Below are 13,755 nucleotides of genomic sequence, written 5' to 3'. Positions count from 1 at the left end.
CTGGTCACGCGCGCGTGGGCCACGGCTTTGCTGCACGCGCGCGTAGACCCGCCCGCCCGGCGCACGCACCGCGCACCCTCGCACGCGAGACGCACGCCCGTCGCACACGCATCACGCCCCACCGCACACCCGGTCGCACGTTCCGTCGCATTTGCGCTCCGACTCATATGCGACCCCTGGGGCATGAGGCCGACCGGAGGAAAGTCGGCGGTCCAGCGCCGAGCCTGGGCAAAGGCTAGGATCCCGGTTCCGTACGGTGCCAGTGACCCAATGGCCTCCGGTTCGTTCCCCCGGACAGGGGAACGAACCCTACAGCGACCCGAGGTGCTCGATATGGTGGCCCCGCCGGACAACGACGTGCTCTGGGCACGCGGCTTGCACTACGCCCACAGTGGTTCCCCCGCACTCACAGGGGTGTCCATCGGCGTACGCGAGGGAGAGATTCTCGCCATCACCGGGCCACGCGGCTCCGGCAAGTCCACGCTCCTCAAATGCCTGTCCGGACAGCTCCTTCCCGACCCCGGAGAGGTGTGGTTCAACAGCGCCCCCGTCCATACGCTTTCGCGTGCCGCCCGCGAACGGCTGCGGCGGGAGCGCTTCGGCTGGATCGACAGCGAACCGCACCTCGTACCGGAGCTGAGCGCCTGGGAGAACGCCGCCCTGCCGCTCTTGCTGCGCGGCGTGGGGCACCGGGCCGCCAAGCGCACGGCAAGTGAGTGGCTGGAGCGCCTCGACGTGGGCGACTGCCACCGCAAGCGGCCTGCCGCCCTGCTCCAGGCGCAGCGCCAGCGGGTCGCCATCGCGCGGGCGCTCGCCAGCGAGCCCACCGTCCTGTTCGCGGACGAGCCGACGGCGCCGCTGCACAACGCGGACCGCGCGCAGGTGTTGCGCACCCTGACCACGGCCGCCCGCTCGCACCACATCACCGTCGTCATCGCCACGCTGGACGACGAGATCGCCACCCTGGCCGACCGTACGGTCTCCCTGGTCGACGGCCGCCGAGGCACCGCCATCCCGGTACCCGACGCGCCCGAGGGAGAGGGCAGGGCGGCGTGCTCAGTCTCCGCCTAGCGCGCGGCGCGCACCCGCTGGTCCTGCTCCGGAGGCTGCTGGTGGCGGCGGCTGCGGCAGGCGTGGGTTTCCTGCTGTTGTGCACCCTGGGGTACGCGGTGGCCCATCCGAAGTCGACGGGGCAGTCACTCGTGCGGCTGGTCTGGTGCGCGGTGCCGCTGGCGGCGGTCGTGCAGTTCGCCGTCGCCGTGGCTCGCACGGACCCCGCCACGCGCCCGCGTGACGGCCTGGACGCCGCGGGGCTCGGCCCCGTGCGGCTCTCGGTCCTCGCGGCGGCGTCGACGGCGATCTCGTGCACGCTCGGCAGCGGTTTCGCCCTGCTGCTCTACAAGGTGCTCCGCGGTGACATCGGCGGCCCGCTGAGCGGTTCGGCGAGACGGTTGCTGGACGGGCAGGTGCACCTGCCGTGGGGCGCGGCCCTGACCCTCCTCGGCGTCCTGCCCGCCCTCGCGGCGGGCGCCTGCGTCCTCGCTCTGCACCCGCGGCGGGAGGCCGCTGCCAGGGTGCAGCAGCCCGCCGCGGAGCCTTTGGAAGGCGCGGAGGAGGCGGAGAGCGCCGAAGCGCCGTCCGAGGGGCCCCAGGCGCCGCCGCCCGCCCCCGCTCCGGGCCCCGTGCCCGGGCCCGTCTACGCCGGCCTCCCGTGGGGCATCGCGATCATCGCGGTCGGACTCGCCCTGGAGGCGTACGTAGGGCACGGCCCCGCGCCCGACCCCGACAGGCTGATCTCCTTGCCCGGTCGGACGGACGGCACCTCCCCCGGCGTGCTGGGCGGATGGCTCCTGGCCTCTCTCGGGCTCGTGCTGGCCGGCCCCGGGCTCACCCACTGGTGCGGGGTCCTGCTCGCCGCCGGGCGGCCCGGTGCGGTGCGGCTGCTGGCCGGCCGGATACTGCAGGACGCCGCCACCCGTATCGGCCGTCCACTGGGTGTGTTGTGCGCGGTCGCCTCGGGCGCCCTGGCCGCCGCCGAACTCTACGGCGCGGCTTGGGACTCCTCCGGGCCGCGCCCCTTCGGCCCCCTCACCGGCCTCGGCGCGGCGCTCGTCATGGCGTGCGTCACGGCCACGGCCATCACCGCGGCCCTGGACAGCCGGCAGAACCGGAGCGGCACCACGGCGGCGCTGCACCGTCTCGGCATCCCCGCCTCCATGCTGCGCGGGGCGGCCATCCTGCGAACAGGCGTGCTGCTGGCCGTTCTGACGCCTCTGACATGGGCGATCGCGGAGCTCGTGACGCTGCCCATGTCGCGGTGAGCGCGCCGGGCGGGCCCGGAGGCCGGGCCCGCCGAGCGGCTGCAGCGCAACAGTTCTTGACCAGTTCTTGACTCAAGGCAACTTCGTCGCCGGATTGCGCGTCTGCTTGAGGAGCACGACGGATATCCGGCGAACGGAGCTATTGGTGATCATCGGCCTTGTGACGGCTGTCGCAGCATCGGCCTGTTACGGCACAGGTTCGGTCCTGCAAGCCGTGGGCTCGCGGAAATCTGCCCGCCGGGAGGCCGAGAAGGCCTCCTCGACGGGCACCACCCAGCACGGTGGACCGAGCCTGTCCTCCACCGCGAAGGCCGCGGTGACGTGGGAGTTCATGGTCGGTACGTTCCTCGACTTCCTCGGCTTCGGGCTCGGCGCGCTCGCCGCCCGCATGCTGCCGCTCTTCCTCTCCCAGACGGTCATCAGCGCCAACCTCGTCGTGACCGCGCTGCTGAGCATCAAGCTCCTGGGCATCCGGCTGACCAAGCCCGAATGGGCGTCGATCGGCGTCGTCTGTTCGGCACTGGTGCTGCTGGCGACGGCGGCGGGCCACGAGGGCGGCGGCGACACGCCGATGTCCACCCACTGGTGGCTGCTGATCATCTCTGTGGTGCTGATGGGCGGCGGCACGGTGGCCGTCCGCCTGCTCGGCGGGCGGGCCGCGATCCTGGCCGGCCTGCTGTCCGGTCTGGGCTTCGGTGCCATCGGTGTCGGCGTGCGCATCCTGGACGGCATCGACCCGTTCGACCTGCCGAAGCTGATCGCCGACCCCGCGCTGTACGCGATCCTCATATCGGGTGCGGTCGGCATGTACCTGCACACGGTGGCCCTGCAGATCGGTTCGGTCAACGGCGCCACGGCTGCACTGGTGGTCGGCGAAACCATTCTCCCGGGCATGATCGGCGTCCTGCTGCTCGGTGACAACTCGCGCCCCGGCTTCGCCTGGGTCGCCGTTCTCGGCTTCGTCCTGGCGGTGGCGGGTGCCGTCGCGGTCGCCTGGTACGGCGAGCCGGACACCCCCGCGGAGGCCAAACCCGAACCACAGGAACTCCAGCCTTCGGCAGTCCGCTGACCGCCGTCTGAGCCCCGGCCGCCGCACCGGCAGCCGGGGCTCAGGCGTTTCCGCCCGGAGGGGTTCGGCGAGGCGGCAGGGGTCCTGCTCGGCTCAGCTGTTCGCGTTCCCGGCGTCGTCCAGCACGACGACATCCGCGACGTCGAAGGCGACGCCTACGCGATCGCCGGCAGCGGGGGCCCCGTGCAGCCCGCATGCCGCCTCCAGCACGGGGCCGTCCGCGGGGCGCAGCATCAGCACGACGTGGTCGCCCCGGAACGTCCGCCCCGTGACCGTGCACGAGAGCCCCTCGTCCTCCGGCACGAGGCGCACTCCGGCAGGCCGTACGAGCAGCCGGCCCGCGCCCTGCCGCGACCTCGGCGGCACCGGGACCTTCCCCCACACGGTGTCCGCGCTCTCGCCGCCGACCGTCGCCTCGACGACGTTGTCGAAACCGAGGAAACGGGCCACGAACTCGGAGGCCGGGCGGCGCCATACCTCCAGCGGCGTGCCCGCCTGAGCGATCCGTCCGTCACGCATCACGACCACACGGTCGGCGAGGGCGAACGCCTCACCCTGGTCGTGGGTGACGGCCAGCACCGTGGTGCCCAGCCGGCCGAAGAGGTCGCGCAGTTCGACGACCAAGCGCTCCCGCAGGCCGCGGTCCAGCTGCCCGAGCGGCTCGTCGAGCATCAGCAGCCGGGGCTGCGGCGCGAGGGCCCGTGCGAGGGCCACCCGCTGCTGCTCGCCGCCGGACAGAGCGGCGATGGAGCGGCGCTGCGCACCGGGCAGCCCCACCAGCTCCAGCAGCTCGGCGACCGTCCGTGCCGTCTCGGCCCGCCCCATGCCGCGCATGCGCAGCCCGAAGGCGACGTTGCCCGCGACGTCCCGCTGCGGGAACAGCTGGTGGTCCTGGAACATGAGGCCGACTCCGCGCCTGTGCGTGGGGACGCCGCTCTGGTCGCGCCCGGCCAGGAGCACGTGCCCGGCATCCGTACGCTGCAGCCCGGCCACCACGCGCAGCAGCGTGGACTTGCCGCTGCCGCTGGGGCCCAGCACGCAGACGATCTCGTGCTCGGCGACCTCCAGGTCCACCGCGTCGAGCGCCGCGCGCTCTCCGAAGCGGACGTCGACCTTCTCCAGTCGCAGCAGGGCCATCAGAACTCCCCCGTACGGTCGGTGCGGATACGTTCCAGCACCAGCAGCGCCGCGGCGCACACCAGCATCAGGATCGTGCTCAAGGCCATCGCCTGCCCGTATGTGAGCTCCCCGGGGCGGCCCAGGAGCCGGGCCACCGCCACCGGCAGCGTGGGGCTGTCGGGGCGGGCGATGAAGACCGTGGCCCCGAACTCGCCAAGCGACACGGCGAACGCGAAGCCGGCCGCGACCCCCAGGGCACGGCCCACCAGGGGCAGGTCCACCTCCCGCCATGCCCGCAGGGGGGAGGCCCCCAGCACGGCGGCGGCCTCGCGCAGCCGTACGTCCACGGCGCGCAGGACCGGCAGCACGGTCCGTACGACGAACGGCACGCCCACGAGGGCCTGTGCGAGCGGCACCAGGATCCAGGACGCTCTCAGGTCGAGCGGCGGCTCGTCCAGGCTGATGAGGAAGCCGAAGCCGACCGTCACGGCGGACGTGCCGAGCGGCAGCATCAGCAGGGCGTCAAAGCCGCGGACGAGCCGCCCCTCGCGCCGGGTCAGCGCCGCGGCCGCGAGCCCGCCGATGACGACCGCGATGGCCGTGGCCGCCAGGCCGTACGCGAGCGAGTTGCCGATCGCCTCCAGCGGGGCGACGACGAACGTGCCGCCGTTGCCGTCCGCCGAGGCCAGGGCGCGGTAGAAGGCCAGCCCGAAACCGTCCGGGCCGTCGAAGGAGCGCAGTACGAGGACCACGAGCGGGGCGAGGATGAGCACGGCGACGACCGCCAGGACGGACGCCAGGAACGCCCACTCGGCCGCGCCCCGCGGGCGCCGCGCCGTGCGCGCCGGGTCGACCAGCCTCAGGGTCGCCTCACGCCGCCGCACCGTCCAGGCGTGCACGGCCAGCAGCGCCGCGACGGCCGCGAACTGCAGCAGCGTCAGGACCGCGGCCGTCGGCAGGTCGAGCATCTGGGCGGTCTGCTGATAGATCTCCACTTCCAGCGTGGCGTAGCGGGGACCGCCGAGGATCTGCACGACGCCGAAGGAGGTGAAGGTGAAGAGGAACACCATGAGGGCGGCGGCGGCCACGGCCGGCGCCAGCGCCGGCAGCGTGACCCGTCGCCAGGCCGTGAAGCGCCCCGCGCCCAGGACTCTGGCCGCCTCCTCCTGGCGCGGGTCGAGCTGGGCCCACAGACCGCCCACGGTGCGGACGACCACGGCGTAGTTGAAGAACACGTGGGCGAGCAGGATTGCCCAGACGGTGGTGTCGAGGCGCACCCCCCACCACTCGTCCAGCAGCCCCCCGCGCCCGAGCAGCGCCAGGAAGGCCGAGCCGGCGACGACGGTCGGCAGGACGAACGGCACCGTCACCACAGCGCGCAGCGTGCGCTTGCCGGGGAAGTCGAACCGCGCGAAGGCGTACGCTCCGGGCAGGGCGAGGGCGAGCGTCAGGGCGGTGGAGGCGGCCGCCTGCCAGGTGGTGAACCACAGCACGTGGCCGATCGCCGGGTCGGTCACGACCTCGCCGATGCGGCCGAACTGCCACTGCCCGCCGTCCTTCAGCCCCCGGGAGACGATCGAGGCGACGGGGTAGGCGAAGAAGACAGCGAAGAAGGCGAGCGGCAGGGCCATGAGGCCGAGCCGCACCGCTGTCCGCCGCCCGGCCCCGCCGGGGCCTCGTGCGGGGCCCCGTGCAGGGGCCCCGGGCCCTACTTCAGGACGAGCGAGGACCATGCCTTGACCCACTGGTCGCGGTTCTTGGCGATCTTCTCGGGGGCCATGGTGCCGGGCTCGTTCACCTGCGCGCCGTACTTGGTGAACACCTCGGGCAGCTTGGCGTCCTGGTTGGCGGGCTTGACGAACATCTGCAGCGGCATGTCCTCCTGGAACGTACGGCTCAGCAGGAAGTCGATCAGGGCCTTGCCACCCTCGGTGTTCTTCGCGCCCTTCAGCAGCCCGGCGAACTCCGTCTGCTGGAAGCAGGTGCCCGTGGCGACGCCGGTCGGGCCCTCGGCGGGCTGCGGCTTCACGCCCAGGACCTCGGCGGGCGGGCTGGAGGCGTAGGAGACGACGAGGGGCTTGTCGCCCTTGGCCTTCTTGCCGCCCGCGGAGCCGGAGAAGCGCTCGTTGTAGGCCTGCTCCCAGCCGTCGACGACCTCGACGCCGTTGTCCTTGAGCTTCTTCCAGTAGTCCTGCCACCCGTCGTCGCCGTACTTGGCGACGGTGGCGAGCTGGAAGGCGAGGCCCGGAGAGGACGTGGCGACGTTCTCGGTGACGAGCAGGTTCTTGTACTCGGGCTTGATCAGGTCGTCGAGGGACGCCGGCGGGGCCAGCTTGTGACCGGCGAAGTACGCACGGTCGTAGTTGACGCAGATGTCGCCGGTGTCGATGGGCGTGACCCGGTGCTCACCGGCGTCGGCCTGGAGCTTCCTCGGGACGCGGTCCAGACCCTTGGCCTCGTACGGCGCGAAGATGCCGTTGTCGAGCGCACGGGAGAGCAGGGTGTTGTCGACACCGAAGAAGACGTCGCCCTGTGGGTGGCTCTTGGACAGGATGGCCTGGTTGACGGCCTGGCCGGCGTCGCCGCCCTTGAGGACCTTCACCTTGTACCCGGTCTGCCGGGTGAACTGCTTGAGCACCTCTTCGGATGCCGCGAAGGAGTTGTGCGAGACCAGGGTGACGGTCTTGTCCTTGCCTTCGGACGTGCCGGAGCCCCCGGAGCCGTCCGAGCCGCCGCACGCGGCCAGGGCCGGAAGGGCGAGCACGCCGGCGGCGACTGCGCCGGCGGCACGCCGCAGGTTGGTGTTCATGATCGAGCTGACTCCCTACGCCGGTATGACCCGGATCAGGTCCGAGGGTCTGCGGGCCGTGCCGCACTCTCAGCGCCCCGTGGGCGCTCCCCTGTCGGATTGTTCATTTGTGCGAGGGCACCGTATCAGTGCCCTCCCCATGGATCGGCCGCTGACCTGCGGCCTCGGCTCAGCGCTCGGCTGCTGCCAGCTGCCCGCAGGCGCCGTCGATCTCCTGGCCGCGGGTGTCGCGGACGGTGACCGGCACCCCGTGCGAGGCGATCGCCGCGACGAAGGCCCGCTCGTCCTCGGGGCGCGAGGCCGTCCACTTCGACCCCGGGGTGGGGTTGAGCGGAATGAGGTTGACGTGCACGCGCTTGCCCTTGAGGAGTCGGCCCAGGAGGTCGCCGCGCCATGCCTGGTCGTTGATGTCACGGATCAGGGCGTACTCGATGGAGACCCGGCGGCCGGACTTCTCCGCGTACTCCCACGCCGCGTCGAGGACCTCGCGGACCTTCCAGCGCGTGTTGACCGGCACCAGGGTGTCGCGCAGCTCGTCGTCCGGTGCGTGCAGGGAGACGGCCAGACGGCACTTGAAGCCCTCGTCGGCGAAGCGCAGCATCGCCGGGACCAGGCCCACCGTGGAGACCGTGATGCCGCGCTGGGAGAGCCCCAGGCCGTCCGGCTCGGGGTCCGTGAGGCGGCGGACGGCGCCGACGACCCGCTTGTAGTTGGCAAGCGGCTCGCCCATGCCCATGAAGACGATGTTGGACAGCCGCGCGGGGCCGCCGGGGACCTCACCGTCGCGCAGCGCCCGCATGCCGTCCACGATCTGGTGGACGATCTCGGCCGTCGACAGGTTCCGGTCCAGACCGGCCTGGCCGGTGGCGCAGAACGGGCAGTTCATGCCGCAGCCGGCCTGCGAGCTGATGCACATGGTGACCCGGTCGGGATAGCGCATCAGCACGGACTCCACCAGCTTGCCGTCGTGCAGCCGCCAGAGGGTCTTGCGGGTGGTGTCGTCGTCGCACGAGATGTGACGCACGACGCTCATGAGCTCCGGCAGCAGCTCGGCGGCGAGCTTCTCGCGCGCCGCCGCCGGGATGTCGGTCCATGCGGCCGGGTCGTGCGCGTACCGGGCGAAGTAGTGCTGCGAGAGCTGCTTGGCGCGGAACGGCTTCTCGCCGATCGCGGAGACGGCCTCGCGGCGCTCCGCGGGCGAGAGGTCGGCAAGGTGCCGCGGGGGCAGCTTGGCCCCACGGGGGGCGACGAACGTCAGTTCTCCAGGCGCGGGGGCCATGAGCAAAAACACCTCATTGACGACGGCGGATGACCTCCGCAATCGCGGAGCCAGCGGCAGGAAGAGCCGGAACCCGGAGATCTCACAGGGGCACCCCCGCGGGCGCGGGGCCGGAAAAGGGCCCGCCGCACAGCGACGAGCCCTTCCAGGGTACCCGGCCCCGCTCAGGAGCCGACGAAGACGACCATGAGGAGCCACACCACCGGTGCGGTCGGCAGGAGCGAGTCCAGCCGGTCCATGATGCCGCCGTGCCCAGGCAGCAGGGCGCCCATGTCCTTGATCCCGAGATCCCTCTTGATCATGGACTCGCCGAGGTCCCCCAGCGTGGCGCTGATGGCGACGGCGAGGCCGAGGAGCAGCCCCTCCCACCACACGCCGCCGTCGATCAGGAACTGCATGCACAGGGCGCCGGCGACCATCGCGAAGGCGACCGCCCCGAGCAGCCCCTCGCGCGTCTTGCCGGGGCTGATGCGCGGCGCCAGCTTGCGCTTGCCGAACTTCCAGCCCACCGCGTACGCACCCGTGTCGCTGACCACGGTCAGGATCAGGAAGGTGAGCACCCGCCACGCGCCGTCCCCGGCAGCGAGCATGAGGGCCACGAAAGTGGCCAGGAACGGCACGTAGAAGGCCGCGAAGATGCCCGCCGTGACGTCCTTGAGGTAGTCGTCCGGCGACTCCGTCATCCGCCACACGAGGACGGCCAGGGCCGTGAAGGCCACGGCCACCCACGCACCCTCGGCGCCGCTGGCGTAGCCGGCGATGACCATGGCGGCTCCGCCGACCGCGAGCGGCACCAGCGGGGCACGGATCGCCTTGCGCTCGGCGAGGCGGGAGGTCAGCTCCCACAGCCCGACCACCACGGCGATCACGATCACGCCGAGGAAGACGGGCTTGTAGATGAACAGGGAGGCGAGGATGACGGCACCGAGGCCCACGCCGACCCCTATCGCCGCCCGCAGGTCACGGCCGGCGCTCTTCTTTCCTGCCTTCGGCGACTCGGGGGAGGCAGGCACCGGGGCGGGGTCCTGGGGCCTGATGTCGGGCTCCTGTTCATCGCGGAACAGGGGGCCGCGAAGATGAGCGGCCCCCTGGTCACGGTCGTCCTGATCTCCGCCTGAGGGGGGCACGGTGGGCATGGGCCGAGTCTGCGCCGCGATGCCCACCTCGTGCACAGGACCCGCCGAACGGGCCGCAGAGGACGGCCCCCGGTCGGTGGACCCCCGGTATCCGGCGCTCGGCGGGGCCCCCCAGGATGTCTCGTTCATCAGACCTCGAGGAGCTCGGCTTCCTTGTGCTTGAGCAGCTCGTCCACCTGCGCGACGTACTTCGCGGTGGTGTCGTCGAGCTCCTTCTCCGCGCGGCGCACCTCGTCCTCGCCGGACTCCTTGTCCTTGACGAGCTTGTCGAGGGCGTCCTTGGCCTTACGGCGGATGGAGCGGATCGAGACCTTGGCGTCCTCGCCCTTGGTCTTGGCGACCTTGACGAACTCCTTGCGACGCTGCTCGGTCAGCTCCGGGAAGGTCACCCGGATGATGTTGCCGTCGTTGCTCGGGTTGACGCCGAGGTCGGAGTCGCGGATCGCCTGCTCGATGTTGCGCAGCGCGCTCTTGTCGAACGGGGTGACCACGGCCATGCGCGGCTCGGGCACCGAGAAGGACGCCAGCTGGTTGATGGGCGTCAGCGCACCGTAGTAGTCCGCCACGATCTTGTTGAACATCGCCGGGTGCGCACGCCCGGTGCGGATCGCCGCGAAGTCCTCCTTGGCGACCACGACGGCCTTCTCCATCTTCTCCTCGGCCTCGAGGAGGATCTCTTCGATCACCACTTGCTCCTGGTGTTATCAGTAAGCAGAGCCTCGCCCCTGCGCGCGTCTTCTCCTGCACGGTGTCCGACCGGCAGGCAGTTGTCCATCCCCGTGCCGAGGTCTTCCCACGGCACGGAGTTGCCGTCCGTATCGGGCCAGGCCGCTACGGACGGCTGTGCGGGTCGTCAGTCCCGCGTGCTCCGGTCGCTCACGAGCGTGCCGATCTTCTCACCCTTGACCGCACGGCCGATGTTGCCCTCGGCGAGCAGCTCGAAGACCAGGATCGGCAGCTTGTTGTCCATGCACAGGCTGATGGCGGTGGCGTCGGCGACCTTCAGGCCCCGTGCGAGCACCTCGCTGAACTCGAGGGCGTCGAACTTGACCGCGTCGGGGTTCTTCTTCGGGTCGGAGTCGTAGACCCCGTCGACGCCGTTCTTGCCCATCAGGATCGCCTCGGCGTGGATCTCCAGGGCGCGCTGGGCGGCAGTGGTGTCGGTGGAGAAGTAGGGCATGCCCATGCCCGCGCCGAAGATCACGACGCGGCCCTTCTCCAGGTGGCGCACGGCGCGCAGCGGGATGAACGGCTCCGCGACCTGCCCCATGGTGATGCCGGTCTGGACGCGGGTCTCGATGCCTTCCTTGACCAGGAAGTCCTGGAGGGCGAGAGAGTTCATCACGGTGCCGAGCATGCCCATGTAGTCCGAGCGGGCCCGGTCCATGCCGCGCTGCTGCAGCTCCGCGCCGCGGAAGAAGTTGCCGCCGCCGATGACGACGGCGATCTCGTGGCCCTCGCGGACGACGGCCGCGATCTCACGGGCGATGGCGTGCACGACATCGGGGTCGACGCCGAGGCCGCCCCCGCCGGCGAACGCCTCGCCGGACAGTTTGAGCAAGAACCGGCGGCGTGGGCCGTGGTCAGCAATGGTGTCGTCGGCGGCCTGCCGGGCGTCCGCACCCTGATTCATTGGAGCTCTCCTCGTGCACATACGAAGAAGGCCATTGCCGGATGGGTCCTTTCGGTTCCCTGTGCGGCAATGGCCTCCTCGTCACATCAGCGGCCGACCGGTGAGGGATCGGCTGCGTACGACCCTAGCGGGTCGCAGGTCAATCGCTGCCCTGCTGACGGGCTCAGGCGCCGACGCGGATGCGCGCGAAGCGCTTCAGCGTGACACCGGCCTCGTCCAGGACCTTCTGGACGGTCTTCTTGTTGTCCTTGGCGAACGCCTGCTCGAGAACGGAGTTCTCCTTGACGAAGCCGGTGACGCGACCCTCGATGATCTTCGGCAGGGCGGCCTCGGGCTTGCCCTCCTCGCGGGCGGTGGCCTCGGCGACGCGGCGCTCGTTCTCCAGGATGTCGGCCGGGATGTCCTCACGGGAGAGGAACTTCGGCGCGAACGCGGCGATGTGCTGCGCGATGTCCTTGGCGACCTCGGCGTTGGCCTTGTCCAGCTCGACCAGGACGCCGACCTGCGGGGGCAGGTCCGCGGCGGTGCGGTGCATGTAGGCGTAGACCAGGCCGTCGGCGAAGTACGAGAAGCGGTCCACGACGATCTTCTCGCCGAGGGTGGCGTTGGCCTCGTCCACGAACGCCTGGACGGTCTTGCCGGCCTCGATCTCGGAAGCCATCAGGGCCTCGACGTCGGCCGGGGCGCTCTTGGCGACGTGGGCGGCCAGAGCCTCGGCGACGGCCACGAACTTCTCGCCCTTGGCGACGAAGTCGGTCTCGCACTTCAGCTCGACGATGACACCGGAGGTGTTGTCGTCGGCGATGGCGGAGACGACGGCACCGTTCTCGGTGGTGCGGCTCTCGCGCTTGGCGACGCCCTTGAGGCCCTTGACGCGCACGATCTCGACGGCCTTCTCGAGGTTGCCCTCGGCCTCGTCCAGCGCCTTCTTGCAGTCCATCATGCCGGCGCCGGTGAGCTCACGGAGCTTCTTGACGTCAGCGGCGGTGAAGTTCGCCATGGTCTGTGAATCTCTCTCGAAAGTCGTTGGTGACTACGGGTGCACGACGGGGGCGGCGCGTGTCGCGCCGTCCCCCGCCGTATCTACCGACTGAGTTGTCAGGCCTGCTCGGCGTCCGCGGCCGGAGCCTCGGCAGCGGCCTCGGCCGGCTTCTCGGCCTCGGCGTCGGCCTTCTTCTCGCCCTCGAGCAGGTCGCGCTCCCACTCGGCGAGGGGCTCGCCGGCGGCCTTGTCGGCCTTCGCGTCACCGGTGGCGGCACCGGAACGGGCGATGAGGCCCTCGGCGACGGCGTCGGCGATCACACGGGTGAGCAGCGTGACGGAGCGGATCGCGTCGTCGTTGCCCGGGATCTTGTAGTCGACCTCGTCGGGGTCGCAGTTGGTGTCGAGGATCGCGACGACCGGGATGCGGAGCTTGCGCGCCTCACCGACGGCGATGTGCTCCTTCTTGGTGTCCACGATCCAGACGGCGCTCGGCACCTTCTGCATCTCGCGGATACCGCCGAGGGTCTTCTCCAGCTTGGCCTTCTCGCGGGAGAGGACCAGGAGCTCCTTCTTGGTGAGGCCGGAGGCGGCCACATCCTCGAAGTCGATGAGCTCGAGCTCCTTCAGGCGCTGCAGGCGCTTGTAGACGGTCGAGAAGTTGGTGAGCATGCCGCCCAGCCAGCGCTGGTTGACGTACGGCATGCCGACGCGGGTCGCCTGCTCGGCGATGGCCTCCTGGGCCTGCTTCTTCGTACCGACGAACATGATGGAGCCGCCGTGCGCGACGGTCTCCTTGACGAACTCGTAGGCGCGGTCGATGTACGACAGCGACTGGAGCAGGTCGATGATGTAGATGCCGTTGCGCTCCGTGAAGATGAAACGCTTCATCTTCGGGTTCCAACGACGGGTCTGGTGACCGAAGTGGACGCCGCTCTCCAGCAGCTCCCGCATCGTGACGACGGCCATGGCCGCGCTCCTTGAAATACTCGGTTCCACGACGGCCGGGCGGCCGCCGCTCCTGACGCCCCGACGTGCCTGCCGTGGACGATGCCCTTGCGAGAACCGTTCCGCGGACCGAGAGACACGGCCACCGGGCTGCCCGAAAGGGACTGACGCGCCGGTAGCGGGGCGTGCGAAGTCGATCCGGTGACCCGGATCGCCATGAGAAGTGTACGGGACCCGGGAAGGCGCGGGTGACGACGTTGTGCACAACCCGCGAGTAGTCCACAGATCTCCGTCAAGATCCCCGCGAATGCCCGGGGTCCGCCACCGTACGGGCATGACTCTCATCGGATCTTTCACCCGACGTCTGCTCGCCGCGGCCGGCGTGGTCACGCTCTGTGTTCTCGCGGGCGCGGTGGCCAGTGGTACGGCCTCGGGCGCGGGGGCCGCGAGGACGGCCGCC

The 13,755-nt window shown here is 70.9% G+C and carries 12 protein-coding genes and 1 riboswitch; of the genes, 3 read left to right on the top strand and 9 right to left on the bottom strand.

What is annotated here, in order from left to right; translation table 11 throughout:
* The first annotated feature begins 333 nt into the window (after positions 1-333).
* The 3 genes from V7793_RS21975 to V7793_RS21965 all read left to right on the top strand — a co-directional run bounded on the left by V7793_RS21975 (position 334) and on the right by V7793_RS21965 (position 3,390).
* A complete protein-coding gene (locus V7793_RS21975) occupies positions 334-1,071 on the top strand; it encodes an ABC transporter ATP-binding protein (protein ID WP_336009086.1) in 738 nt (245 codons plus the stop codon).
* Positions 1,053-2,321: a hypothetical protein gene (locus V7793_RS21970; protein WP_336009084.1), complete on the top strand. Its 1,269-nt coding sequence runs from the start codon at positions 1,053-1,055 to the stop codon at positions 2,319-2,321. Before V7793_RS21975 ends, V7793_RS21970 begins: the two co-directional genes overlap by 19 nt.
* Positions 2,322-2,466: 145 nt before the next feature.
* The gene (locus V7793_RS21965) at positions 2,467-3,390 is read left to right on the top strand and encodes a hypothetical protein (RefSeq protein WP_336009083.1); all 924 of its coding nucleotides are present in this window, start codon (positions 2,467-2,469) and stop codon (positions 3,388-3,390) included.
* 93 nt (positions 3,391-3,483) lie between these two features.
* Here V7793_RS21965 and V7793_RS21960 read toward each other — a convergent pair whose 3' ends face one another.
* The 9 genes from V7793_RS21960 to rpsB all read right to left on the bottom strand — a co-directional run bounded on the left by V7793_RS21960 (position 3,484) and on the right by rpsB (position 13,316).
* Positions 3,484-4,527 (bottom strand): ABC transporter ATP-binding protein, encoded by a 1,044-nt coding sequence (locus V7793_RS21960; RefSeq protein WP_336009081.1) that lies wholly within the window; start codon positions 4,525-4,527, stop codon positions 3,484-3,486.
* Entirely contained in the window at positions 4,527-6,242 is a 1,716-nt protein-coding gene (locus V7793_RS21955) for an ABC transporter permease (RefSeq protein WP_443057964.1), read from the bottom strand. Before V7793_RS21955 ends, V7793_RS21960 begins: the two co-directional genes overlap by 1 nt.
* Positions 6,218-7,318, bottom strand: coding sequence for a thiamine ABC transporter substrate-binding protein (locus tag V7793_RS21950; RefSeq protein ID WP_336009077.1), 1,101 nt, complete (start codon positions 7,316-7,318; stop codon positions 6,218-6,220). The genes V7793_RS21955 and V7793_RS21950 overlap by 25 nt, the downstream gene beginning before the upstream one ends.
* Positions 7,314-7,421, bottom strand: a riboswitch (TPP riboswitch). Its footprint overlaps the gene before it by 5 nt.
* 66 nt (positions 7,422-7,487) lie before the next feature.
* The gene (rlmN, locus tag V7793_RS21945; protein WP_336009076.1) at positions 7,488-8,597 is read right to left on the bottom strand and encodes a 23S rRNA (adenine(2503)-C(2))-methyltransferase RlmN; all 1,110 of its coding nucleotides are present in this window, start codon (positions 8,595-8,597) and stop codon (positions 7,488-7,490) included.
* A 164-nt stretch (positions 8,598-8,761) separates the two neighbouring features.
* Positions 8,762-9,862: a phosphatidate cytidylyltransferase gene (locus V7793_RS21940; protein WP_336009074.1), complete on the bottom strand. Its 1,101-nt coding sequence runs from the start codon at positions 9,860-9,862 to the stop codon at positions 8,762-8,764.
* The gene (frr, locus tag V7793_RS21935) at positions 9,862-10,419 is read right to left on the bottom strand and encodes a ribosome recycling factor (RefSeq protein ID WP_168090838.1); all 558 of its coding nucleotides are present in this window, start codon (positions 10,417-10,419) and stop codon (positions 9,862-9,864) included. The genes V7793_RS21940 and frr overlap by 1 nt, the downstream gene beginning before the upstream one ends.
* 167 nt (positions 10,420-10,586) lie before the next feature.
* Positions 10,587-11,366: a UMP kinase gene (gene pyrH, locus V7793_RS21930; protein ID WP_168090837.1), complete on the bottom strand. Its 780-nt coding sequence runs from the start codon at positions 11,364-11,366 to the stop codon at positions 10,587-10,589.
* Positions 11,367-11,529: 163 nt separating this feature from the next.
* Positions 11,530-12,366 carry a translation elongation factor Ts gene (tsf, locus tag V7793_RS21925; protein WP_336009072.1) on the bottom strand — a complete coding sequence of 279 codons (837 nt, stop codon included), beginning with the start codon at positions 12,364-12,366 and terminating at the stop codon, positions 11,530-11,532.
* A 98-nt stretch (positions 12,367-12,464) separates the two neighbouring features.
* Positions 12,465-13,316, bottom strand: a complete 852-nt coding sequence (rpsB, locus tag V7793_RS21920) for a 30S ribosomal protein S2 (RefSeq protein ID WP_106676927.1) — start codon at positions 13,314-13,316, stop codon at positions 12,465-12,467.
* Positions 13,317-13,755 lie beyond the last annotated feature (439 nt).

It is taken from the genome of Streptomyces sp. KLMMK (assembly GCF_036961605.1).
Lineage (GTDB): Bacteria > Actinomycetota > Actinomycetes > Streptomycetales > Streptomycetaceae > Streptomyces > Streptomyces telluris.
Note: the sequence above shows the minus strand (reverse complement) of the source record. Positions and strands in the feature narration are given on the sequence as shown.

Excerpts from the sequence above, each read along its gene's own strand:
- rpsB (WP_106676927.1), bottom strand. The coding sequence starts at position 13,316 with ATGGCCGTCGTCACGATGCGGGAGCTGCTGGAGAGCGGCGTCCACTTC.
- pyrH (WP_168090837.1), bottom strand. The coding sequence starts at position 11,366 with ATGAATCAGGGTGCGGACGCCCGGCAGGCCGCCGACGACACCATTGCT.
- tsf (WP_336009072.1), bottom strand. The coding sequence starts at position 12,366 with ATGGCGAACTTCACCGCCGCTGACGTCAAGAAGCTCCGTGAGCTCACC.
- V7793_RS21950 (WP_336009077.1), bottom strand. The coding sequence starts at position 7,318 with ATGAACACCAACCTGCGGCGTGCCGCCGGCGCAGTCGCCGCCGGCGTG.
- rlmN (WP_336009076.1), bottom strand. The coding sequence starts at position 8,597 with ATGGCCCCCGCGCCTGGAGAACTGACGTTCGTCGCCCCCCGTGGGGCC.
- V7793_RS21955 (WP_443057964.1), bottom strand. The coding sequence starts at position 6,242 with ATGGTCCTCGCTCGTCCTGAAGTAGGGCCCGGGGCCCCTGCACGGGGC.
- V7793_RS21960 (WP_336009081.1), bottom strand. The coding sequence starts at position 4,527 with ATGGCCCTGCTGCGACTGGAGAAGGTCGACGTCCGCTTCGGAGAGCGC.
- V7793_RS21975 (WP_336009086.1), top strand. The coding sequence starts at position 334 with ATGGTGGCCCCGCCGGACAACGACGTGCTCTGGGCACGCGGCTTGCAC.
- V7793_RS21940 (WP_336009074.1), bottom strand. The coding sequence starts at position 9,862 with ATGAACGAGACATCCTGGGGGGCCCCGCCGAGCGCCGGATACCGGGGG.